Source organism: Nostoc sp. FACHB-133, from assembly GCF_014698055.1.
Taxonomy (GTDB): domain Bacteria; phylum Cyanobacteriota; class Cyanobacteriia; order Cyanobacteriales; family Nostocaceae; genus Nostoc.
In genome coordinates, this window is the sequence record NZ_JACJSH010000045.1 from 1 (window position 1) to 22,218 (window position 22,218).

At 43.3% G+C, this 22,218-nt stretch carries 18 protein-coding genes; 13 read left to right on the plus strand and 5 right to left on the minus strand.

The genetic code is table 11. The annotated features are described in order from the left end of the window. Positions 1 to 66 precede the first annotated feature (66 nt). Positions 67 to 3,834 (minus strand): PAS domain-containing protein, encoded by a 3,768-nt coding sequence (locus tag H6G86_RS27350; RefSeq protein ID WP_190936949.1) that lies wholly within the window; start codon positions 3,832 to 3,834, stop codon positions 67 to 69. Positions 3,835 to 3,995: 161 nt separating this feature from the next. Between H6G86_RS27350 and ldpA the strand changes: the two genes are divergently transcribed. From ldpA to H6G86_RS38245, 5 genes are all read left to right on the plus strand, one after another. Beyond that, positions 3,996 to 5,168, plus strand: coding sequence for a circadian clock protein LdpA (ldpA, locus tag H6G86_RS27355; protein WP_190936950.1), 1,173 nt, complete (start codon positions 3,996 to 3,998; stop codon positions 5,166 to 5,168). A 156-nt stretch (positions 5,169 to 5,324) separates the two neighbouring features. Beyond that, positions 5,325 to 7,058: a R3H domain-containing nucleic acid-binding protein gene (locus H6G86_RS27360; RefSeq protein ID WP_190936951.1), complete on the plus strand. Its 1,734-nt coding sequence runs from the start codon at positions 5,325 to 5,327 to the stop codon at positions 7,056 to 7,058. A gap of 427 nt (positions 7,059 to 7,485) precedes the next feature. Then, positions 7,486 to 7,797, plus strand: a complete 312-nt coding sequence (locus H6G86_RS27365; protein WP_190936952.1) for a hypothetical protein — start codon at positions 7,486 to 7,488, stop codon at positions 7,795 to 7,797. A gap of 26 nt (positions 7,798 to 7,823) precedes the next feature. After that, positions 7,824 to 8,045: an ABC transporter ATP-binding protein gene (locus H6G86_RS38240; protein ID WP_199338440.1), complete on the plus strand. Its 222-nt coding sequence runs from the start codon at positions 7,824 to 7,826 to the stop codon at positions 8,043 to 8,045. Positions 8,046 to 8,075: 30 nt separating this feature from the next. Beyond that, positions 8,076 to 8,354: a hypothetical protein gene (locus H6G86_RS38245; protein ID WP_199338441.1), complete on the plus strand. Its 279-nt coding sequence runs from the start codon at positions 8,076 to 8,078 to the stop codon at positions 8,352 to 8,354. Positions 8,355 to 8,512: 158 nt separating this feature from the next. Here H6G86_RS38245 and H6G86_RS27375 read toward each other — a convergent pair whose 3' ends face one another. Further along, entirely contained in the window at positions 8,513 to 9,706 is a 1,194-nt protein-coding gene (locus H6G86_RS27375; protein WP_190936953.1) for a Coenzyme F420 hydrogenase/dehydrogenase, beta subunit C-terminal domain, read from the minus strand. Between the two features lie 92 nt (positions 9,707 to 9,798). Continuing rightward, complete coding sequence (locus H6G86_RS27380; protein WP_190936954.1) at positions 9,799 to 10,569, minus strand: pentapeptide repeat-containing protein; 771 nt, start codon at positions 10,567 to 10,569, stop codon at positions 9,799 to 9,801. 495 nt (positions 10,570 to 11,064) lie between these two features. Between H6G86_RS27380 and H6G86_RS27385 the strand changes: the two genes are divergently transcribed. Next, complete coding sequence (locus H6G86_RS27385; RefSeq protein ID WP_190936955.1) at positions 11,065 to 11,331, plus strand: type II toxin-antitoxin system HicA family toxin; 267 nt, start codon at positions 11,065 to 11,067, stop codon at positions 11,329 to 11,331. Next, the gene (locus H6G86_RS27390; protein WP_190936956.1) at positions 11,315 to 11,527 is read left to right on the plus strand and encodes a type II toxin-antitoxin system HicB family antitoxin; all 213 of its coding nucleotides are present in this window, start codon (positions 11,315 to 11,317) and stop codon (positions 11,525 to 11,527) included. Before H6G86_RS27385 ends, H6G86_RS27390 begins: the two co-directional genes overlap by 17 nt. A 141-nt stretch (positions 11,528 to 11,668) precedes the next feature. Here H6G86_RS27390 and H6G86_RS27395 read toward each other — a convergent pair whose 3' ends face one another. Then, positions 11,669 to 12,733 carry an L-histidine N(alpha)-methyltransferase gene (locus H6G86_RS27395; protein ID WP_190936957.1) on the minus strand — a complete coding sequence of 355 codons (1,065 nt, stop codon included), beginning with the start codon at positions 12,731 to 12,733 and terminating at the stop codon, positions 11,669 to 11,671. A 187-nt stretch (positions 12,734 to 12,920) separates the two neighbouring features. Between H6G86_RS27395 and H6G86_RS27400 the strand changes: the two genes are divergently transcribed. The 4 genes from H6G86_RS27400 to H6G86_RS39675 all read left to right on the plus strand — a co-directional run bounded on the left by H6G86_RS27400 (position 12,921) and on the right by H6G86_RS39675 (position 17,028). Continuing rightward, positions 12,921 to 14,714, plus strand: coding sequence for an ABC transporter ATP-binding protein (locus tag H6G86_RS27400; RefSeq protein WP_190936958.1), 1,794 nt, complete (start codon positions 12,921 to 12,923; stop codon positions 14,712 to 14,714). A gap of 76 nt (positions 14,715 to 14,790) precedes the next feature. Further along, complete coding sequence (locus H6G86_RS27405; protein ID WP_190936959.1) at positions 14,791 to 16,590, plus strand: ABC transporter ATP-binding protein; 1,800 nt, start codon at positions 14,791 to 14,793, stop codon at positions 16,588 to 16,590. A gap of 39 nt (positions 16,591 to 16,629) precedes the next feature. Beyond that, positions 16,630 to 16,884: a TIGR03643 family protein gene (locus H6G86_RS27410; RefSeq protein WP_114083097.1), complete on the plus strand. Its 255-nt coding sequence runs from the start codon at positions 16,630 to 16,632 to the stop codon at positions 16,882 to 16,884. A gap of 15 nt (positions 16,885 to 16,899) precedes the next feature. Continuing rightward, positions 16,900 to 17,028, plus strand: a complete 129-nt coding sequence (locus H6G86_RS39675) for a dihydrofolate reductase family protein (RefSeq protein WP_277883671.1) — start codon at positions 16,900 to 16,902, stop codon at positions 17,026 to 17,028. Between the two features lie 239 nt (positions 17,029 to 17,267). Here the strand turns inward: H6G86_RS39675 and H6G86_RS27420 are convergent, their stop codons facing one another. Then, entirely contained in the window at positions 17,268 to 19,259 is a 1,992-nt protein-coding gene (locus tag H6G86_RS27420) for an ABC1 kinase family protein (RefSeq protein ID WP_190936960.1), read from the minus strand. Between the two features lie 276 nt (positions 19,260 to 19,535). Here H6G86_RS27420 and recN point away from each other — a divergent pair, with 276 nt between their 5' ends. After that, positions 19,536 to 21,278, plus strand: a complete 1,743-nt coding sequence (gene recN / locus H6G86_RS27425) for a DNA repair protein RecN (protein WP_190936986.1) — start codon at positions 19,536 to 19,538, stop codon at positions 21,276 to 21,278. A 469-nt stretch (positions 21,279 to 21,747) separates the two neighbouring features. Continuing rightward, on the plus strand, positions 21,748 to 22,068 hold the full coding sequence (locus H6G86_RS27430; protein WP_190936961.1) for a hypothetical protein: 321 nt from the start codon (positions 21,748 to 21,750) through the stop codon (positions 22,066 to 22,068). Positions 22,069 to 22,218 lie beyond the last annotated feature (150 nt).

Here is a 22,218-nt window from a genome sequence, read left to right on the forward strand (position 1 = left end):
CAGAGAAGGGAAAATATAGTACACAGCGTATAAGATTTAACTCCAATTCTTCTGCTTAATTTTTTGTTACATACTTATAAATTTTTCCCACGGCTTACTTACTTCTTTTTCTTTAAGAGAGGCTATGATTTTTTCCTCTGCTTGCTTATGCTCGGTGATATCTTGGTGGACAGCTACAATAACGCTTCCATACTCAGGATGCCCAAAGATGGAAGCGTTTGACCTACACCAGAATGGGGTGCCATCTTTCTTAACATTATGAACTTCATAAGTAGCTTCACCATGTTGCAAGATAGCAGTCCTAATTGCCTGATTCACTTCTTCAGGTGTGGTATGTTCGTCTCCGTAGTTGACAATCGACACATGCTGACCAGTTAATTCATCAGGTTCATAGCCAAACATCTGCTCAAATTTAGGATTGGTGTAGACGAACACGCCATCTGTAGCACGAACTAGGCAAATTCCTTCTGCCATGTTGCGGGTAATTACTGCTTGCAACTCTAACATCTGTTCAGCACGTTTGCGATCGCTGATTTCAACTATCACAATGCCTATACTAATGGGTTGATCAGCTTCAGACTGAATCGGAAAATAGGAGGCTAGCCAAGTTCTGATGACACCTGGGAGTTTTGGGGTTTCTCCAGTGATTTCCAAATCCAGAATCGGTTCACCCGTTGTCGAAACATGGTGCAACACCTGCTCCAGCTTTGGTGTCAAATTGGGGAGGATTTCTGGCAGTGTTTTGCCAATATGTGCTGCTGCGGGAATGCCATTAATTTCTGCCAATGCTTCATTAACAAATGAAAAACGCAGTTCTCGATCAAGAATGCTTACGCCAACAGGTGCGCTATTGATGAAGGCATCCAATAACTTTTGCTTGTGAGCCAGTTCTCGCTCCAGAACCTTGCGATCGCTAATATCAATGATCAAGCCCAGCATCCGCACAGGGTCGCCTGCTTCGTTGTAAACGCCGCGTCCTTTCCCAGTCAGCCAGTGAACACTGCCATCGGGGTAAATCACTCGATATTCACCTCGAAAATTAATATGTTCTGCCAACGCATTGAATACAGCCTGTTCAATTCGCTCAACATCCTCTGGATGAACACGATCGCGCCATAGCTGATAGCTGGCTGCTGATGTTTCTGGCTCTAAACCTAACAAACGAAAATGGTTGTCGTTCCAGATAACTTCGCCTGTTTCAACATTCCAATCCCAAAGACCAATGTGGTTAAATTCTAAGGTTAGCCTTAGTTGTTCTTCACTTCTAGCTAAGGCAGCTTCGGCTTGTTTGCGTTGTGTAATATCTAGAACATATCCTAACAATTTAACTGCCTTCCCTTGAGGATCGTAAGCTATCTCTGCTTTCGCCTCAAGGTAGCGAACTGAGCCATCGGATAAAACAACTCGATACTCAACATTGAGAGGGGTTTTTTGAGCGATCGCTCGTTCAAAATTGGACTGGAACAGTTCCCTATCCTCTGGGTGAAGAATCTGGAGGAATTCCGGCTGGGTGGGTTCGCTTTGAGTTGGATTTAGACCAAAAATGCGAAAGGTTTCCCTTGACCAGCAACGCTTTTTCGCTTCTAAGTTCCATTCCCAACTGCCTATATGGGCAATTTGTTGAGTAGTGGCTAGTTGCGCTTCACTTTGGCGCAAGGTTTCTTCCGCTTTTTGGCGATCGCGTAGCGCAATTTCCCGTTCGGTGACATCTTGGGCAGTACCATAAAGGCGAATCACCTCTCCATCGGCGTTGAATTCTGCATATCCAATGCCCTCAAAATATCGATTAGAGCCATTCTGGGGGACACGGAGAATTTGTTTGTAGGACTCACCAGTGGCGATCGCCCGCTCAACTGCTTGGTGCAATTTCTGTCCATCTTCAGGGTGATACAATTGCAGATTTTCCTCATAGCTTGGTTCAAGAAGTGCGGGTTCTCGATTGAAGAGATCAAAAAGCCCCTTTGACCAGGTAATTTTGCCACTGCTAAGGTCAAACTCCCAATTACCAAGGCGAGCAACTCGCTGTGATTCTTCTAGCAGAGCTTGACTTTTGCGTAAGGTTTCTTCACTGTTTTTGAGATCGGTGACATCTACCACTAGTCCATCCCAAGTCACACGCCCATCCTGCAACTGGCGTGGTGTAGAACGAAAATGAAACCATTTGAGTTGACCACTAGGCGTTCGGATTCTTAGTTGAATATCAAAGATAGACAGATTTAGCCGGGACTCTTCAACGGCTTCCTGTAGACGGGGAATATCCTCTGGGATAAACTGCCGATAAAGCAGAGATGAATCTCTGAGTGCATCTTCTACTTTGATTTCCATCAGTCTTTCAATCCCCGCACTCAGATAGGAAAAGCGATCGCTCCCATCCAGTTCGCGGATCACCCGATAAACTGCACCATTGGGCAGATTATCTCCAATCAAGTGCAACATCACTTTACGCTCATGCAAAGCGAGTTCGGTTTGTTTGCGTTCAGTGATATCTCGCCCTTCTGGAATCAACAAAACGACTTTACCTGTCTCGTCTTGAAGCGGACGCAGTGAAAAATCGATTGTTGCTACTCGCTCATTTGCGCCTAGAACGTCAACTTCATAGCGGACAAACTTTCCCTTTGCAGCATGAGCGATCGCTTGTTTTAATTCTTCTTGAATTTGCGGTGAAATTGTCCACCAATGTGCTTCCCAAAAAGGGCGATTGATCACATCTTCCAGCTGAAGTCCGCCAAAGCTAAGTGCAGTCTGGTTAGCCTCCAGTAAAATACCAGATGGCGTTAGCAGTCCTGTAAATTGGAAAGTGTTATTAAAGATAGCGCGGAATCGGCGATCGCTTTCTTGCAATTTCGCAGTGCGTTCTTGTACTTTGGCTTCTAACTCAGTGTTGAAGATTTGGAGGTTGTGATAAAGTTCGGCTTGTTGAATAGCGATCGCTAATTGTACAGTCAGTTGGTTGAGCAATTCCACCTCAAATGCCTGCCATTGCCGGGGAGCAGAACATTGATGCACAATAAATAGCCCCCAAAGTTCAACTGCTGAAGTTGCTATGTTTTCTACCAGAATGGGGACAATTAAATTCGCCTTTACCTGAAACTGTTCTAATAATTGCAGATGGCATTCACTTAAACCCGCTTCGTAGATGTTCGTATTTGTCCAAATTTTTCCTTGGCGATATTTTTCCCCCTGGCTTTCTTGAAAACAGGTATCTTCAATCTCTAGTCCCAAGCTTGATTTCCATTCAGGTAACACCGACTCTGATACAATGCAACCCTGCATAAGGGTAGTCAATTTATACACCACTACCCGATCGGCACCCAATAACTGGCGGACTTCTTGAACACTAGTAGTCAGAATGTCTTGAAGCTGCAAAGATTTGCGGATATCCAGAGCGATCGCTCCTACTAGGCGCTGTTGTTCCTGTTGCCTTTCTAGCTGCTGCATTAGCTGCTTGTGCTTGATCGCCCCATGAATCGTTCGGCAAAAATTTTCTCGGGTCAGTTTTCCTTTAACTAGATAATCATTTGCCCCACTCTTGAGAGCTTGGACTGCGATCGTTTCGTCTCCCTGTCCAGTCAGCATAATTACTGAAATTTGGCTGCTGGCAGTTTGCCTCTGTAACTTAGTGAGAAATTCTAACCCGTCTAAATCTGGTAATAGATAGTCCAACAAAATCACATCCGGTATTTTCCCTTGGCAAGCTTGTAGCGCCTTATTTCCAGACTCAAATTCGTAAATATTATAAGTGTAGCGCTCGTCCCGCTCTAGGAAGCGCCGATACAAAGCTCTGTCTTCAGGAGAGTCTTCTACAAAAAATACAGTTATTGTATTGACTGTCATGTATATCAGCTCCTCAGAAAGCTGCGGCAGTAGGAGAGAAGAATGAATAATCAATAATAGCCAATACCCAATGCCCCATTCCCAATCTCTAATTTAGGAAATCCGGATTTTTTCTTGATTACAGACTACTATTTTTAGTCGCATAAACGCATAATAGAATAGTGACTGATCTGTTCGTCCCTTTACAATCTCTCAAACAAGGTGACTGGTTCAAGCTCATCTGCGGAGCTAGCTTCCAGCATTTGCCGGCAGTCAGAAATTTAACGTTAGCCTATACTTTGGCGGGCGCTGACTGCATAGATGTTGCAGCTGATCCAGCAGTGATCGCAGCAGCGCAAGCAGGGCTACAAGTAGCTAAAACTCTAGCTAAAGATGCCCAACAGCGAGGCTTTGACTACAAAGGCAACTTACCCTTTTTAATGGTCAGCCTAAACGATGGAGAAGACCCCCATTTTCGCAAAGCAGAATTTAATCCTACTGAGTGTCCTAGAGACTGCCCTAGACCCTGTGAACGGATTTGTCCGGCACAAGCAATCGTATTTGACAATATCAAAGAAGATTTTTCAGGAGTAGTATCCGAAAAATGTTATGGCTGCGGTCGTTGCATCCCAATTTGTCCTTATGATATAATTTATACAACTTCATACGTGACAACGCCAGGAGCGATCGCGCCATTAGTAATGTCAACAGGAGTAGATGCCGTAGAAATCCATACACAAGTAGGGCGGTTGGCAGAATTTCAGCGATTGTGGCAGGCAATTTCACCCTGGGCCGATCAATTAAAGGTACTAGCCATCAGCTGTCCCGATGGCGAGGGGATGACTGATTACCTAAGAGCAGTGTATGACCTGATTGCCCCACTCAAAAGTGCTTTAATTTGGCAAACCGACGGTCGTTCTATGAGTGGCGATATTGGCGATGGTACTACAATAGCCGCAGTGAAATTAGGGCAGAAAGTTTTGGCAGCGAAATTACCGGGATATGTGCAGTTAGCAGGCGGCACAAATGGCTATACCGTTGCTAAGTTAAAGGCAATGGGACTACTCCAAGAGGCAGAGAGGCAGGGAGCGGGGGGCAGAGGAGAAGAATTTTTCCCCCTGCTCCCTGCTCCCTGCCCCCCCTCCTCCATTTCCGGGGTCGCCTACGGTAGTTATGCCCGTGTACTGCTGTCACCAATTCTCGAAAAGTTAGAGAATAAGGAGGTAAGTAACACCAATATGAAGGCGACTGTTTGCCTAGAAGAAGATGAAGTATTACTTTGGCAAGCTGTAGAACTTGCCCATTCTCTCGTTTCCCAGATAAAGTCATCTCAGAGAAGGGAGAGTGAGCATTAATTAAGCATAATTACTAGGTACCAGAAGATACTGTAATTTATGTCTAATTTATGTTTGTATAGTCAAGGTAGGAGGTTTGAGCATTGAATGAGCGCTTGAGAACAGTTAGAAGCTGAAAGTATCTGATTTACTGTTGTTTCCGTCACCATAGAAAGCATGACGATTACAGACGATCTCCAAAAGTTATTAGACATTTTGCCCCAAGACCTGCAACAAGTACTAGAGAGTCATCCCAAACGAGATATTTTAGTAGAAGTGGTCTTGGATTTGGGTCGTCGCCCAGAAGCTCGCTTTCCTAATCAAGCTGAGTATCTGAGCGAAATACCCGTTACTCAAGAACAGATAGATGATTGCATTCAACGAGTCGGAATTTTTGGCGGAGATAATCGAGCAGGAATTGAGCAAACTTTGCATCGGATCAGTGCGATCCGCAACCGTACTGGTAAGATTATTGGCTTGACCTGTCGCGTTGGTCGGGCGGTATTCGGAACCATTGGCATGATCCGCGATTTGGTAGAAACTGGTAAATCGATTCTCATGCTCGGTCGTCCAGGTGTGGGCAAAACTACTGCCTTGCGAGAAATTGCCCGTGTTTTGGCGGATGATCTGCATAAGCGAGTGGTGATTATTGACACCTCCAACGAAATCGCTGGAGATGGTGATGTTGCCCACCCCGCCATTGGTCGCGCTCGACGGATGCAAGTGGCTCATCCAGAACAACAGCATCAGGTGATGATTGAGGCAGTGGAAAACCACATGCCAGAAGTGATTGTCATTGATGAAATTGGCACGGAACTGGAAGCTTTAGCGGCTCGTACTATTGCTGAACGGGGCGTACAGTTAGTAGGTACTGCCCACGGGAATCAGATCGAAAATCTGATTAAAAACCCTACCTTGGCTGATTTAGTTGGGGGTATCCAAGCTGTGACGCTGGGAGACGATGAAGCCAGACGGCGAGGCTCTCAAAAGACTGTTTTGGAGCGGAAAGCCCCTCCTACCTTTGAAATTGCTGTGGAAATGTTGGAACGCCAACGGTGGGTAGTACACGAAAGCGTTGCTGACACAGTAGATAATCTGCTGCGAGGTCGTCAGGCTACCCCACAAACGAGAACCGTTGATGACCACGGCAAAGTTGCGGTGACAAGGCAGTTAGCTGTTGTCAACGGTCGCGGTGGACAGTTAGGGACAGTGGAAGAATCTTTCCCACCGGCACGACCGTCTAATGGCTGGCGTTCTTCGGGACAAATGGTTGCACTGCCGCAATTGCCTGTAGAACGGGTGACTGGGCGTAGTGAGTTTGATCGATTGCTGGATGAATCCTTCAATTATTCTGAGAGCATTGATTTAGATGCTGCGACTAGACAGCCAGGGCCAAATGGTGAAGATTTGCCACTGCACGTTTACCCTTATGGCGTTAGCCGCCATCAACTAGAACAGGTAATTAGCGTGCTAACTTTACCCGTGGTATTGACAAAAGATATAGATAGTGCAGATGCGATTTTAGCACTGCGATCGCACGTCAAAAACCACGCCAAATTACGCCAGATGGCCAAAGCCCGTCATGTACCCATCCACATGATTAAGTCCAGCACTATTCCGCAAATTACCCGTGGCTTGCGGCGGTTGCTGAACATGGACGACCCAGAAATGACCGATGACCTCGAACTGCAACTGTTTTTGCACAGTGGTAGCGATGATGAGATGGATGCCTTGGAAGAAGCTAGACTTGCTGTCGAGCAAATTGTGATTCCTAAAGGACAGCCAGTTGAGTTATTACCGCGTTCTCCGCAAGTCCGCAAAATGCAACATGAGTTGGTAGAACATTATCGCCTCAAGTCGCATAGTTTTGGCGAAGAACCAAATAGAAGATTGCGGATTTATCCGGCATAACTTCACCCCTTACCCCTCTTTGCAGTGCAAAGAGGGGTAAAGGAACAAACCCCAAAGGACGCATTCGCGCAGCGTCTCGTCAGAGAAGAGCGCAAAGGAAGTACATATTTCAGCAATGCCAAAAAACCCGGTCATGAAGACCAGGTTTTTGTGGGGCCATATTTCCCCAAGGCTAGTTATAGAAGTTATTTATAAATCAGTGTTCTGGTAATTACTACCAAACTTAGATTATCAATTTCGGAAAATCATCGCTCAATTATCAAAATTTTCTCTCACTCACGTGTGCGATGCCTGAGTTGGGCTAGGACTACGATCATGTCTGCTATTAGCTTGATATCAGTGCGTAGGGGCATTGCTCTCTACTGATTGAAATTTAAATCACAACTTCTGTCTGAGAATTTTGCTATTATTTGCTACTTTAAAATATATGCAAATAATTGAAATTTCTCCATTCCAAGCATTTCGCCGGAGTGTGACGACGGTGATGCAAGTAGTTCCAAAGGAGCTACGCTATGTGGCTATTTTGACATTACTGGGTGGTGCAGGCCCAGGGATCGCCATTTGGCTCAACAAGACGATCATTGATGAAATTACCCGCTTATTGAGTACGGGAACAACGCAGAATGCGATCGCCCTGATACTTTCCCAATCTCTGCTACTCTCCAGTATTGCAGGTTCATTGCTGGTGAATTTGGTAAGTGATGCGATCTTAGCCCGCCGTAGGCATCGCTCCCGTTAGAAGATTTGCGATCGCGGATTGACGTAGTGATGCAAGATTACGCTCGTTTCCCGACTACTGTGCGCGAAAATGTTGCCTTTGGGGATTTACCTAAAATGCAGGATGATGAGGCGATTGGGGAAGCGATCGCTGAGGCTGGTTTAACTAGAGTAATTGAGAAGCTAGATCGAGGTTTGGAAACCCTCTTAGGCAAACAGCTAGAGGGTGGCATTGATTTATCAGGGGGACAATGGCAGAGATTAGCGTAGGCGTAGCCCGCCGCAGGCATCGCTCGTGCCTTGTTGCGACTGTCTCCAGCCGAACTCCTCATACTTGACGAGCCAACAGCGAACCTTGACCCCAAAACAGAACATGAGATTTACAACATTTTGCGTACCCTGGCAATGGGGAGAATAGCCGTTGTAGTCAGCCATCGCCTCGCCTTAGCAAAACTAGCAGACCGAGTAGTAGTACTAGAACACGGTCAAATTATCGAAGTAGGCACTCATGACGAACTCATCGCACTAGGGGGACAGTATCACCTGATGTTTACTCGTCAAGCTAGTAGTTACAACTGAGTGGGGAGTGGGGAGCATACTTCTCTACGAGAGGCTGCGCCAACGACTGCGCTCAGTAACCAGGGGAGCAGGGAGAGCAGGAGGAGCAGGGGGAGCAGGGGAAGAAGAACTATTGCCCAATTCCCAATTCCCAATTCCCAATCCCCAATCCCCAATTTTTATTCTGGTAACTTATATTGATCAACAATACGCTTGGCAAACTCTGGAACGTGCGCTTCTAATTTCTCTGGATGATTTCGCTTTACATATAAATAATTGCGAGTAAAGTGAGAATCAATGGAAAAACGCGCATATTCCAAACCTTTGGGGCCGATTTTTTCGATCACCACACCCATCAGTTTCGCTGCCCACATGGGGAGGGTAACGCCTTTATCGTAAGCGGGAATACTTTGCTGTACAGCTTCCTTGCGGTTGCCTTTAGACGTAACTGGTTGGGTGTCTAACTGGTCTTGTACCAAATCTAACATTTCCTTACCAGTGTCATTTCTAACTACAATCCATTGCCAGCCGAAAGGTGCGCCCATGTAGCCAACAACTAAATCGGCTAGGGAGTTGACGTAATCAAAGCAACTCATACAGGATGGGGCAAAGACATTTTTGAGTTTATTGGTCTTCAAGCCAAAGAAAGGCACTGTTTCTGATGAGCCATCCTCATGTTTGAAGTGAACCCGGAAGTCTTGCATGAATTCGTAATGCACAACTGTCTCTGGCGATCGACTGGTGGTTTCTAAGAATTTTTGTAGTCCGGCGCGGTTAACATTATCTACGCAAGGTGTACCCAAAACATACAGCTTTTCTAAACCCAATTGTTTTTCTACGGCTCGTAGCGCCTGGATTTGGCAACCAACACCAATTACCAACAGCCGCTTCATCCCCGATTTTTCTATCTGTTCTAATACGGAAAGGTTAGGGGAAAGTGTTGGTTTATTTACCCGCGCTGCTAGTATTTCTTCTGGAGTTCGGGCAATGATGGGCATGGGTTGAAAGCGGTCTTCTTTGGTGTTTTGCACACAGACGACACCTTCAACTAAGCCACGATTGAGCATTTCAATGGCGATGCTGCTAACAATACCCGTCCATTGTGCGCCTTCGATGGGCTGCTGTTTTCGCGCCGCTATCATGTCTTGGTGGACACCAAAGTATAGCTCATCAGGGTTGTCGAGATGGCGCGATCGCGTGTGGGTTTCTGCTTCAAGTTCGCCTATTTGCTGATTAATAAAAGCGCAGGCTTCCTTGACATAGTGAATATAGTATGTATCGCATAGTCCGCACTCGCTACAAAGTTCTTTAGCAGGGCGGCGGCTAGTAGGTTTTAAGGCTTTGGCTTTTTTGTGAGGAGAAACTGAGGTCATATAAATTTTTTGTTTTATCCAGTAATCGCTTTTATTACAATACCTTTACTGGCTATGAATTCTTTCAACTCTCCTCCTCAAAAAGAAAGCACTCAGAAAGGGAAGAACTGGAGCAAGACTGAGCCAAGGCTTCCCAAAAAGTCAACGAAACTGGGTTTCCCAGGACTTACCTTATCATTTACAGGTGTTTGCAGTTCTTTAATAAAGGCTTGGGCTGTTTGTGTTCCAGGGCCATTGTTTTGGGATGTAAACAATTTTTCAGCAATTTGGGCATCTTGGAATGCACCTTGTCTATCTAGTATTTGGTAACGGGCGACACCACGAGCTAAATAAGCACCAGCATATTCTGGTTTAATAGCGATCGCTTGATTAAAATAACTGATTGCTTGCTGTTGGTTGCCTTTTTGACCTTCCGCTATACCCAAAGCATAAAATTCTTCTGGAGAAGCAATTTGTGATGGTATGCCAACTGCACCTTGGAAGTTAGCACCATTCAAGTAAGCACCCTTCATTTCTGCATTTGCTAGATAAGTATTTCTCAAATCAGCACCCGCCAAATTTGCCCCGCTAAATTTAGCTTCGCTCAGATTAACACCAAATAAACTAGCGCCACTCAAGTTTGCACCCCGTAAATCTGCGCCGCTCAAGTTTGCACGGCTAAGGTTAGCATTTGTAAGATTAGCCCCGCTCAAATTAGCTCCAGATAAGTCAGCCATTACTAAACCTGCATTAGTCAAATCACAGTTTTGGCATTGCTTAGTTGCCAATAATTGGCTAATATGTTCAGAATTTGCTGCTTGTACGCTTGTTGTCAAACTAATCGTGGTTAAAAATGCGGCTACACCTAGAATTCGGTTCTTCATATTCGCGTAATATTTCTTACTCAATATTTAACCTTGACTGAGATGGATTTATACCTCAGCATTATGATATGAGCAATCTTTACAATTTGACCTCTGTAGTTACCTATATCACTTGTAAATTTGGGTATAAGGGTTATACGTTAGGTTTAATACAACGTGTTTACCGGGGTATACCTTCTGTTGCGCCTGGTATACGATCGCATTTCTCTATTTTATAAACAAGCGATCACATTGTAGAAAAATAACCAAGCTATGACTATCAAGCAAAATGATGTACCTTCACAATAGTCAAAAATGAGGTAACAACCCTAAACTCAGTGCAAAATATCTCTTTAAATCAAGCATCTGTGACATCCAAATAGTTAGGATTTCCTTCAAGAAAGTAAATCAGTGGAGCCGTATACAAGTCAAGGGGCAAAAAGAAAGATTTGCTTTTGTATTCCCCGATTTTAAATAAATATGAGACTATAGAAACATTAAAGCAGTCAGAAAAACGTGAGTCAGCAAGACAAAATTTTAGACAAAATTCTCTCTGGGACTTCTGATACAGACATCCCTTTTGCCCAACTGTGGCAACTCTTATATAAACTAGGCTTTGAAGAACGTATTCGTGGCGATAATCGTATTTTTGTCAAAGCCGATGTTGAAGAAATATTGAACCTGCAACAGAAAAAAGGCAAAGCCAAAAGCTATCAAATTAAACAAGTTCGGGCAGTGATTCTCAAGTATAAGCTAGGAACTAAAAATGATGTTTCGGTATGAAATTATTCTCTACTGGAGTGAATTAGATCAAGCCTTTATTGCTGAAGTACCAGAATTATCAGGCTGTGCTGCTGACGGTGATACTTATCAAGAAGCCCTGCATAATGTAGAATTAGTTATGCAGCAATGGATAGAAACGGCTAAGGATTTAGGGCGTTCAGTTCCTCAACCTAGACCACGTTTGATGTATATTTAATTGATATAAAAACCAAGTCAAACTGATTTTTTAGTATTATCAGAAATATTTGACTCCATCTACCATAATTGATGAAAATTTAGATCCCCGACTTCTCGAATAAGTCGGGGATCTAGACACCGCAAAGTGTAATTGAAAAGGTTAGCTACTACTGGCAATCTTACAAATTACCATGATATGTGATTTATATTTGTCAGTACTATATTGAATAAGTTGCAGCCCAGAACGTTCTAGTTCTTGTAAAAGTTTAGGCATCTCATGTTTATGATGTCGCCAAATAGTAATTTCTTCACCTTCAGAGATTTTAATATTTTTATCTATCCCCATCCGGCTGAAATTTATAGTGTAATCATGATTAAATTTCATATTAGCAACTATACTATCGGTTTTTAAATCATACTTTCTCACTAATTCGCAATCTTCAGATTTAATCCCAACCTTGTTTTTAACCCATCCATATATTTCTTCTACATGATACTTACAGCCACCTCTGACGTTTCCATCCCATTTAGAGTTAGAGCCAATTTCATTAGTGAACACTAAGAAATCATTTTTGCCCATGCTCTCTCTAAAATTTTTAAATACCTCATCTCTATTTTGATGGTTTCCAATAGTAACACCTAAGTGTAAAAATATTTTTGCTGTATTATCAATTTCAAGATCAGCTTTATTTTGAAATAAGGTTTTTGGTACACAATTATTTTCTATGTCAATTGTATAACTGATAAATTCGACCTTGGGAAACCATTTTTTAAAATTATTCTTTGATAAATTAAGTAATTCTTCACTAATATCTAAGGCAACATATTTATTGACCTTATTTAATTTATTAAATCTTTGAACAAAGTGTTTAACTGGATAGGAGTTTCCTGCACCAACATCTACTATATTGATTTTCTCGCCACTTTTAATATTGTCATTAAAATATTTAAAATTATTTTTTAAAAGCTCAATTTCAACATTGGATGTTCGATACCATCTAGGAATGATATATTTTTGATAAAAATCATCCCAAATTTTTGCACCTCTCCCTTTATAAGAATACTTTAATGGGATTTCTCGTCTCATTTCTAAAGCAAAAATGATTCCTAAAATTTCTTCTTCCGAAAAAATAGAGTAGAACTCAGAACTTGGCTTTGCTGTGCGACTGATAGCAGTTGACATCTCTGAGGAAACTTGGGAATTGTCATGAAAATTTTGAGCCATTATTCTTGTTCTTTGGTTTTCTTCGGTATTTGCTTGCCAAAGATGTATCTTCCCATGCCGTTGTCCCCAAATTTGAACCGAAATTTAAACTTTTCATCATAAATAGATCCCATATTTCCCATTGACCAGTTGTTTTTTTACAATCAAAGTGCGAGATAATTTTCCAAAGATAGAGGGGTGAATTCTAGTGGTTCAGCAACCAAAACTCCAGGAAACTTCGTCGATACAGTCAATGCAGCGTGTGCTGAAAAGTTTAAGCACTTACCGATGGACTTCGCTAGGAGCATTGGTCAGCCTGTTACTGTTGACGATCGCAAATGCCCTTACCCCACAACTATTTAGATGGGGAATCGATCAGGGTATTACCCAAAAAAACCTCCAAGTTGTGCTATACAGCGCCGCCTGGATGGTACTTGCCGCGATCGCTCGTGGTTTATTTAACTTTGGACAAAGCTATTTAGCAGAAGCAGCCTCTCAGGGTGTAGCTTATGACCTGCGAAACAAGATTTTCAGCAAAATTCAAAATCTCAGTTTCAGCTATCATGACCAGGCGCAGACTTCCCAACTCTTAACCCGTGTCACCAGCGATATTGAGCAGATCCGTACCTTTGTTGGTACTAGCTTAATTCAAGTCATTGGTGGAGTTGTCACACTGGTAACTATTGCAGTAATTTTGCTGGTGATGAACTGGGAACTAGCACTGATTACCCTAACAGCAGTGCCCATATCAGCATGGTTGATGGCAAGATTTGTCGGTCGGAATAACAAACTTTTTCGGCAAGTACAAGAGCAATTAAGCGACCTCAATGCTGTATTGCAAGAGAACTTGTTAGGAATACGGGTAGTGAAAGCCTTTGTCCGAGAATCAGCCGAAAGGTCGCGTTACACAACCCTAAATGATGGTCTAGTTAGGGCAAACATGAAGACCATTAGTGCCATCCATAATACCTTTCCATTTATCTTTTTACTGAGTAACTTTGTCACACTCGCGGTTTTCGGCTACGGGGGAGCGCAGGTAATTGGGCGTAGATTTTCCATTGGCGAACTGGTGGCGTTTAACTCCTACCTAGCGTTGATTCTCCAACCTATTTTGTTGATTGGATTTGCTGCACCTGCGATCGCTCAATCAGCCGCTTCTGCTGAACGAGTCTATGAAGTTGTCGATGCAGAAGTAGAAATTCGCGATCGCCCCGGTGCTGTTCCATTTGAAAACTGCGTTGGTAGAATCACGTTTGAAAATGTTTCCTTTCGCTATCCGGGAGCCACCACTGAAACTCTCAAAGAAGTTTCCTTTGAAACAAGGCCCAAAGAGCTAATCGCCGTTCTCGGAATGACTGGTTCCGGGAAAAGCACAATTATGAACTTGCTTGCCCGTTTTTATGATGTCACAGGGGGAGCAGTTCGCATTGACGGACGAGATGTCAAAGATTTCACACTCAAAAGCCTGCGATCGCGGATTGGCATTGTATTTCAGGAAACCACCCTTTTCTCTGGCACAATCCGCGAAAATATTGCCTACGCTAAACCCGATGCAACCCTAGAACAAGTAATTGAGGTTGCAAAAACCGCCCAAATGCACGATTTTATTATCAGTTTACCCGATGGCTACGAGACAATTGTGGGCGAACGGGGCGTAGGCTTATCTGGTGGACAGAAACAAAGAATTGCGATCGCTCGAACCTTACTAACCGATTACAGTATTCTGATTTTGGATGACAGTACCTCAGCCGTCGATGCCAAAACTGCTGCCCATATTCAAGCCGAACTAGATGGCTTAATGCGCCAAAAAGCTTGTACAACTTTTGTAGTAGCTCAACGCATTAGCACCGTCAAGAATGCCGATCGGATTTTTCTCATGGATAAAGGTCGATTAGTGGCCCAAGGTACTCACGAAGAATTGATGGAAACCAGCCCCCTCTACGGTGCAATTTTGGAATCTCAGGTAAAGGCGAAAGAAAAAAACGATACAAAACTAAGATAAGTAGTATTGCTTGAGAGTATTGCTTGAGATTTTTATAACAACCTTAGTAATCCAAAATCCAAAATTTAAAATTGCTATGAGAAGCACTATTCCCGTTGTTGCATCTGAGCAGGCGAGTAAGCAACTTTCTACCCTGCGGCGCTTTTTGCAATACCTGCTACTTTATCGCAAAGAAATTCCCATCGCCCTGACATTAGTATTTATTGGTGCTGTAACCCAGGCAATTGGGCCATTTTTCCTGGGTTGGTCAATCGATCGCCTAATTGAAAAAGGTAATTTACAGGGACTCCTACTGTTATTAGGGCTACTAGCCCTGAACTACGGACTTGGCGTTTTAGCAATCCGGGGTCAAATTATTCGAGTCGGCTGGATTATGCAGCGATTGCTGGCTCAACTGAGGCAAGATATTTTTCTCAAAATCCAAAGTCTGCCCCTCAGCTTTTTCGATCGCAGCGAAGCGGGCGATTTAATGAGCCGTCTGCTGAATGATGTCAATACTGTCAATCAGGCATTTGGACTGACGATCGCCCAAATGCTGGGCAACATTTTCAGTTTGGTTGGTATCATCATTGCCATGCTCTCAATCAACCTGCAACTTGGTTTGTTGAGCAACCTGGTTGTGCCACTGATGATTTTTACCACAAGTTTGTTTGCACGTTGGGCAAGAGCCAGGTTTCGCGTTACCCGACAGACCATTGGGGAGCTTTCCGCCAAGTTGGAAGAAGATATTGGCAGTGTCAGAGAAGCACAGGCATTTAATCGGGTACAGACAAACATCGCCCAATTTGACGTTCTTAACGCTGCTAATCGTGATGCCAACGTCGAAGCTGTAGCAATTACTTCAGCCTTTTTGCCCTCCATCGATTTTCTCAATACACTTGCAACCGCAGGTGTACTGGCTTATGGTGGCTATCTTGCCGTCACTGGGGCTGTAACAGTGGGTGTGGTGACATCGTTTTTACTTTACGTCCAGCAGTTCTTTCGCCCTATCCAGATTCTCAGCCAGTTTTACACCCAAGCTCAATCTGCCTTTGCCGGGTTAGAGCGAATCTTTCTATTACTAGATGAACCGTCAGAACTCAAAGATGCACCCGATGCGACAGAAATGCCGCCGATTCAGGGGGAAGTGAGATTTGAGAATGTCAAGTTTGGCTATAACCCAGATCAATTGGTTCTCAAAGGGGTGAATTTGCACGCCTATCCAGGGCAGATGATTGCATTAGTCGGGCCGACCGGTTCGGGAAAAAGTACAATTATTAACTTGATTTTGCGCTTCTACGATGTATCTGGTGGTGCAGTAAAAATTGATGATATTGATGTGCGTAGTGTTACCCAAGCAAGTCTGCGCCGTCAAATTGGCATCGTTTTACAAGATAATATTCTGTTCAGTGGTACTGTCGCCGAAAACATTGCCTTTGGCGCTCCTCATACTACCCAAGCTGACATTGAAGCGGCTGCACAACTGGCAAATGTACATGAGTTCATTACCTCACTACCACAAGGCTATACAACCCAATTGGGTGAACGAGGAGCGCCCCTGAGCCAGGGACAACGACAACTGATCAGTATTGCTCGTGCGGTATTAATTAACCCACGAATTCTGATTCTTGATGAAGCCACCAGCAGCATTGACACGCGCACAGAAGCGCTAGTACAAAGTGCGATCGCTCGTTTACTACAAGGTCGTACCAGTTTTGTAATTGCTCACCGCCTCAGCACAGTTACTCAGGCAGATCAGGTATTAGTAATTCAGCAGGGACAGATTGTAGAGCAAGGTACTCACGCCGAACTCATCAATCGGCAAGGTGTATACGCCAACCTCTATGGTCTACAACTGGGTGCAGCAGATACAACGGTTCTTCAAAACGAAAAGTAAAATATATATAGCTCAAATTTATCAATTGTCAGAAAAGGAATGAAGCTACCTAACCTCGATTCAGAAACTATAAATCGCATTATTGAGATGGCATGGGAAGATAGAACATCTTTTGATGCGATTGAGGCTCAGTTTGGACTGCTGGAGAAACAGGTAATTGCCTTAATGAGGCGTGAAATGAAAGAATCTAGTTTTCAGATGTGGCGAAAGCGAGTTACCAAACGCAATACAAAACATTTATCTAAGCGAGAATTTATTGCAGGTCGGTTTAAATCGCACAATCAAAAAACGTAACTAATTGAAAGTAAAATGACGAAAGTTACGCTCTATATTGCAGCTAGTTTGGATGGCTACATTGCTCGCAGCGATGGCGGAATTGATTGGCTATCAATCCTTGACATAGAAGAGGAAGACTACGGTTATGGTGCTTTCTACTAATCCATTGATGCTATTGTTTTGGGCAGCAATACTCATGAAGTAGGACTTGGTTTTGATAAAATCGAAAAAGCCTTAACTGAGCAGTATTGCACTTCGTTCTGAAGTTGAATGCAAAACTAACCAAGAAACCGTTTGCGAAAGTGCAACTAGGGTTTTAGAAAAGCTGGAAAAGTTTGGTTATATAGTTATGAATGTTGATGAATTATGAGTTAAAGCAATTTTTTAACTCATAACTCTTACTACGATGCCAATAATTGCCGAATCAATCTAGCTACAGCTTTTTGCGTGAAGCGGTTGGCAATTTGTTGACCTAAACGTTGTACATCTGAATTTACCAATAACTGAGAAATTTGAGTCGCAAGTTGCAGTGGGTCAAAGCCTCGTGTTTCTCGGAGAATACCTAATATATGTTTGATATGCTCTAAGGTTTGTTGTTGCTCAACTGTCGCTGCTGGAGTTTCATTAACTGCTGTCAATCCAACTCGTTCCCGTAATAGGGAGGTGAAGTTATGCAAAACGTTTTTACTTAAAGCATCGAGTCCATTAACAGATTCATCTACTAGCTTGTCAAGGATGAAAGCACCACGTTCTGATGACAGAAATTCTATTCCCTGATTCAGCACTAAATTCAAGTCGTAGTCTTGACTGTTACGTGCATTACGTAACAAGTTCTCTAAGCGATTCCAGCGAAATCTGCCATCTTTAAAGAGCAAATCTTGCAATGATGCTCTTAATTGCGGTGCTTGGTCTGTTAACAGGCGTTTCGAAACGTAGGGATAAGCTTCGCTGAGGACTTTAAAGTTGGGATCTATAAATATTGCAATCCCTTCGAGAGTAACAAGGGAACGAATAATTAAGGCGTAGTAGGGCGGTACGCGGAAAGGATACTCATACATCAAAGCCGATAGTTCATCGGTGATGCTTTTAATGTTAAGGTCGGCAACGCTGGCTCCTTGGGCATCAGCAAAGACTCTGGCAAAAGCTGGGATAATTGGTGTTAAATCGGTTTCTGGCGATAAGAAGTCTAATTTAACGTAGTCTTTTGCTAATCCTTCAAAGTCACGGTTGACGACGTGGACGATCGCTTCAATTAAACCATAACGCTGTGGTGGCTTAATTTCGCTCATCATTCCGAAGTCGAGATAAGCCAATTTGCCATCTGGTGTTGCTAATAAATTACCAGGGTGGGGATCGGCGTGGAAAAATCCATGTTCTAGCAATTGGCGCAAGGAACACTGGACACCCACTTCAATGAGATAACGAGCATTTATACCTTGGGCACTAATTTCTTCTGTCTGGGTTAATTTAATACCGTTAATCCATTCCATCGTCAAAACGCGACGATTGGTATATTCCCAGTAAATTTTTGGTACGTAGATGTCTTTTATGTGACCGTATAACTCGAAAAATCTTTCGGCATTTTCACCCTCGTGAATATAGTCCATCTCTTCAAAGATGCGATCGCCTAATTCATCGAGAATCCCAACTAAATCACTTCTTACCCGTTTGACTGTTTTCTGCACCCAGGCGGCGATGTTACGCAAGATATACAAGTCGATGGTGATCCGCTCTCTTAAGTCGGGGCGTTGGACTTTTACGGCAACTTCTTCACCAGTTTTTAGCTTACCTTTATATACTTGTCCCAAGGAAGCCGCAGCAATTGGCTGGGCCGAGAGTTCGGCGTAAACCTCTTCTGGAGGTGCGCCTAGTTCTTCTTTGATAAACTGGTAAGCAAGTTCGTTAGGAAAAGGTGGTAATTGGTCTTGTAGCTTAGTTAATTCTTCTAGATATACGGTAGGAACGAGATCCGGTCTAGTGGACAAAGCTTGTCCAATTTTGATATAAGCAGGCCCCAGTTGAGTCAGCAATACTCGAAGCTGAGTAGCTCGGCGGCGGTCATTTTTGACGACAATTCCCCGTTTACTATCCGACCACAACCCAAAAGCAAAGGATAAAGTCGGCCCCAACACGGCGAAAATCCGCCGTAAAACTTGCAGGGGTCTGTTTTGATAATGCTCCGCTATGCTTACGGGATCGTAAAGCGTCTCAGGTTCGGCTGTTGCCCCGATCTTTTGGGCTGCTAAGAGTCTTGGCGAACGTACAACTAAGCTCGGTGTACCATTTTCTTCTGGCACTATATCTATAACGTCCAGTTCACCTCGGCTATCTGTGCCGTTGCTACTGTCCTCCTGAATCGGTCGGGAACTAGGGGGAAGTGTCTTAACAATCATGAAAAAGGCCACCAGTCAGAACGATCACATTAAGTATTGTAACAATATCTTTACGAATTGGGAATTAGAAATGGGGCATTGGGGATTAGAAATTAGCAGGATTCAACTAATTTTTTCTATTACCCATTATCCATTACCCATTACTCAAAGGTTTGCTACACTTAAACGGGCATACTAGTTCAATAGTATTAGGTATTGCTAGTTGCTGGAAAATCATACTTATTGTCTTGTAAATTAGAAGTATCCGGCATCTGCCCTTATGGAGAATTTGGCTTGATGTTGCTTTGCCTGCGAATTGAAAACTTTGCCTTAATTGACCAACTGGAATTGGAATTTGGCGCGGGACTAAATGTGCTGACAGGTGAAACCGGCGCGGGGAAATCGATTATTTTGGATGCCATTGATGCCGCTTTAGGCGGTAAAGTCTCTAGTCGAGTCATTCGCACAGGGACAAATCGAGCGATGGTAGAAGCAACTTTTACCTCAAATGCCCCCCTAGCCGCTTGGTTGACTGAACAAGAAATAGATTTGCTTGATGAAAACTCCGTAGTTATTAGCCGAGAAATCACAGCCACTGCTACTAATATCCGCAGTCGATCGCGGGTGAATGGTGTGTTAGTAAATCGGCAGATTATGGGAGGAATGCGCGATCGCTTAGTAGAAATCACAGCCCAAGGTCAAACGGTACAAGTGGGACAATCAGCCCAAGTCCGCGACTGGTTAGATTTATATGGCGGCGACTCTTTAATGCAGCAGCGCCATAAAGTCGCTACGAGTTTTAATACTTACCAACAGGCGCATTTAGCATTAGAAAAACGCCGGACATCAGAACGGGAACGGTTGCAACAACTAGATTTGCTCACTTATCAAGTGCAGGAATTGGGAGCAGCTAATCTCAATGAACCTAATGAATTGGAACAGTTGGGACAAGAACGGGAACGCCTGAATCATGTCGTCGATTTGCAACAGATGAGTTACAAGGTTTATCAGGCTTTGTATCAAAACGATCATGAAACCCCAGCCGCAGGAGATTTACTGGGAGATAGTGAGGCGATATTAAATGACATGGTGGAGTACGATACCCAACTGCAACACCTGTTGGAATTGGTTAGGGACGCGCAAGCTGCGGTAATGGAAGTGGGAAGGCAAATTAATGCTTATGGGGATGGTTTGGAAGCCGATCCGCAGCGATTGGAAGAAGTGGAAGAACGGATTCAAGAATTAAAGCAAATTTGCCGCAAGTATGGGCCGACACTTACCGAAGCGATCGCTTATTATCAACGTATTCAAGGGGAATTAGCCCAGCTTAACGACAGCGAACAATCTATTGAAAATTTAGAACAGCAAGAAAAAGCGTGTTTTGAAAAACTCACCCAAGCTACTAATCAGTTAACTCAATTGCGGAGTAAGGCGGCGGCCAATTTAGAATCACGTTTGATAGCTGAACTCAAGCCTTTAGCGATGGAAAAGGTGAAGTTTCTGGTTGAGATAGTGCCTGCTTTCCCCACGGTTATGGGAGCAGATAAAATAACCTTTACATTTAGTTCTAACCCTGGAGAACCACTGCAACCTTTAACGGAAGTTGCCTCTGGTGGGGAAATGAGCCGCTTTTTACTAGCGCTGAAAGCTTGTTTTTCTCAGGTTGATGTGGCTGGGACAATGGTTTTTGATGAAATTGATGTTGGGGTTTCGGGAAGAGTTGCCCAAGCGATCGCGGAAAAATTACACCAGCTGAGTCAACGCAATCAGGTATTGTGTGTTACCCACCAGCCTTTAGTTGCGGCAATGGCCGATCGCCATTTCCGCGTCGATAAGCAAACTATCAATCAAGGCAAAGGTAAAAAAGCTAACAATGAGAACGCTGAACAGCGTACCGTTGTTAGAGTTACGACCTTGGATAATTTAACCAGTCGCCGGGAAGAATTAGCACAGTTAGCTGGTGGTAAATCTGCAAGTGATGCGATCGCATTTGCCGAATCTCTTTTACTACAAGCTGCTAACCACCGTCAAAAAAATTAAAAATTAAAGATAAATCACTGGTCTGTCAACTTAGTTTTGAGCGGTAAAGGAACGAACCACATAGACGCGGAGCGGCTTCCCGCAGGGTAGAACGCATTCGCGTAGCGTCTCGTAAAGCCTGCGTTTAAAAAAGATGTTTTAGGGACAATTTTTCAAGTCTGATTTATACCAATTTAAATGAGTTTAACCTGCAAATTCCAGTAGAAAAAGTATCTAAATATTGGACATAAGCATCTAAAGATTTTTCATTGTAAAAATCATTTAATTTTTATATGTTTTTTCAAGTAATTAGCGTTAATTAAAGGTTTTTTGGAAAGTAAATTTTATGAAACCACTATGCAATACATTCCAAAAATCTCAAGATTAGCAATTAAAAAACAGAACAAAAGTTACTAAGAAAGCTTAAGTGTGCTTCCTTGGCATTTCTTGATTACACAAAATTTATGTACTAATAGGAGGATTGACTCTAATGGAATTTGATGCAAACTCTTTTCCTGGTAATGCCTTGGATAGTCTTTATCCTGGCAACCTCAGTGATCCGTTTGCACCTGGAGGAGCATTCGGCATACCAACGGCTGCTAGCTTCGACCTTGCTAAGTATGGTATTCCAACTGATGGCAACTTTAATTTGGGTAGCTTTGGTATTCCAACTGATGGCAGCTTTAATTTGGGTAGCTTTGGTATTCCAACTGATAGCAGCTTTAATTTGGGGAGTTTTGGTATTCCAACTGAGGGCAGTATCCCAAATTTTGGTGCTGATGCGGGCGGGGGAGGTTTTCCGATTATTTAGTACCAATTCTATAACTTTTAGGGCGAATTGAAGTCAGATACAATCTCAAAACTTTGAGTTTGTCTACCTTTTAATTACGTAATCTGCAACTTGCGCTAAACAAAAATCCCACTCTATGCAAAAGCTACGAGATTGTGATTCTTATCTCTT

Excerpts from the sequence above, each read along its gene's own strand:
- H6G86_RS27365 (WP_190936952.1), top strand. The coding sequence starts at position 7,486 with ATGCAAATAATTGAAATTTCTCCATTCCAAGCATTTCGCCGGAGTGTG.
- H6G86_RS27350 (WP_190936949.1), bottom strand. The coding sequence starts at position 3,834 with ATGACAGTCAATACAATAACTGTATTTTTTGTAGAAGACTCTCCTGAA.
- H6G86_RS27420 (WP_190936960.1), bottom strand. The coding sequence starts at position 19,259 with ATGATTGTTAAGACACTTCCCCCTAGTTCCCGACCGATTCAGGAGGAC.
- H6G86_RS27380 (WP_190936954.1), bottom strand. The coding sequence starts at position 10,569 with ATGAAGAACCGAATTCTAGGTGTAGCCGCATTTTTAACCACGATTAGT.
- H6G86_RS27410 (WP_114083097.1), top strand. The coding sequence starts at position 16,630 with ATGAAGCTACCTAACCTCGATTCAGAAACTATAAATCGCATTATTGAG.
- H6G86_RS27375 (WP_190936953.1), bottom strand. The coding sequence starts at position 9,706 with ATGACCTCAGTTTCTCCTCACAAAAAAGCCAAAGCCTTAAAACCTACT.
- H6G86_RS27390 (WP_190936956.1), top strand. The coding sequence starts at position 11,315 with ATGATGTTTCGGTATGAAATTATTCTCTACTGGAGTGAATTAGATCAA.
- recN (WP_190936986.1), top strand. The coding sequence starts at position 19,536 with ATGTTGCTTTGCCTGCGAATTGAAAACTTTGCCTTAATTGACCAACTG.
- H6G86_RS27405 (WP_190936959.1), top strand. The coding sequence starts at position 14,791 with ATGAGAAGCACTATTCCCGTTGTTGCATCTGAGCAGGCGAGTAAGCAA.
- H6G86_RS39675 (WP_277883671.1), top strand. The coding sequence starts at position 16,900 with ATGACGAAAGTTACGCTCTATATTGCAGCTAGTTTGGATGGCTACATT.
- H6G86_RS27395 (WP_190936957.1), bottom strand. The coding sequence starts at position 12,733 with ATGGCTCAAAATTTTCATGACAATTCCCAAGTTTCCTCAGAGATGTCA.
- H6G86_RS27430 (WP_190936961.1), top strand. The coding sequence starts at position 21,748 with ATGGAATTTGATGCAAACTCTTTTCCTGGTAATGCCTTGGATAGTCTT.
- H6G86_RS27360 (WP_190936951.1), top strand. The coding sequence starts at position 5,325 with ATGACGATTACAGACGATCTCCAAAAGTTATTAGACATTTTGCCCCAA.